Below are 1,051 nucleotides of genomic sequence, written 5' to 3'. Positions count from 1 at the left end.
ACGGCGCTGGCAGGACGCCCTCGGCGTGCCCGAGACCGGGACCGTCGCGCCGGACGCCGCGGTGTTCGCGCCGGGCCCGGTCCGGGTCGGCGAACGGAAGAAGGAGCCGGGGGATCCGGCGTCGGGGCCCGTCCTCACCTACACGGGGCAGCGCACCCAGGTGACGATGGATCTTCCCGTCGCCGATCAGGGAGCGGTCCGCAAGGGCACGAAGGTGACCGTCACCCTGCCGGACGGCAGGACGGTCAAGGGAGTGGTGAGCTCCGTGGGGACCGTCGCCAAGACCGGGGAAGGGCAGGGCGCGACCACGAGTGTCCCGGTGACGGTCGCGCTCAGCGGCGCGGTGCGGGGGTTCGACCAGGCGCCCGTCACCGTCACGGCCACCACGAGCCGGAAGAAGGGCGTGCTGACCGTTCCGGTCGCCGCGCTGCTGGCCAAGCCGGGCGGCGGCTACCAGGTCGCGGTCGTCGAGGGCGGTGCGCGGCGGCTCGTCGACGTCGACGGCGGCACGTTCGCGCAGGGCCTCGTCGAGGTGGCGGGGGACGGGCTGGCCGAGGGGCAGAACGTCGAGGTGCCGGTATGAGCCCGGTGGCGGAGCTCCGCGACGTCGTCCGCACCTACCCGGGCGGGGTGACCGCGCTCGGCGGGGTGGCGTTCGCGCTGGAGCCGGGGGAGTTCGTCGCGATCGTCGGGCCGTCGGGTTCCGGCAAGTCCACGCTGTTGAACCTGCTGGGCACGCTCGACCACCCCACCGGCGGCAGCGTGCACGTCGACGGGCGTGACGTGGCGTCGCTGACCGACCGTCAGCTTTCGGAGCTGCGGGCCCGCCGGATCGGGTTCGTGTTCCAGCAGTTCCATCTCGCGCCGGGAGGCAGTGCCCTCGACAACGTCGCCGACGGGCTGCTGTACGCGGGGGTCCGGCTGATCGACCGCAGGCGCAGGGCCCGCGCGGCCCTCGCCCGGGTGGGGCTGGCCGATCGGCTGCACCACAAGCCGCACGAGCTGTCCGGCGGGCAGCAGCAGCGGGTCGCGATGGCCCGGGCCGTGGTCG

2 protein-coding genes are annotated in these 1,051 nt (G+C 74.6%); both read left to right on the top strand.

The window, feature by feature from the left end; all coding sequences use genetic code 11:
- A partial coding sequence (locus ACYVE7_RS34545) for an efflux RND transporter periplasmic adaptor subunit (RefSeq protein ID WP_460370842.1) occupies positions 1-583 on the top strand: 583 nt, incomplete at its 5' end.
- Positions 580-1,051: ABC transporter ATP-binding protein (locus ACYVE7_RS34540; protein WP_460370841.1), on the top strand; the 472-nt coding region annotated here is incomplete at its 3' end. The genes ACYVE7_RS34545 and ACYVE7_RS34540, both read left to right, overlap by 4 nt.

The sequence above is a fragment of the Actinocorallia lasiicapitis genome, from assembly GCF_054778695.1.
This window is presented reverse-complemented; position numbering and strand designations above follow the sequence as displayed.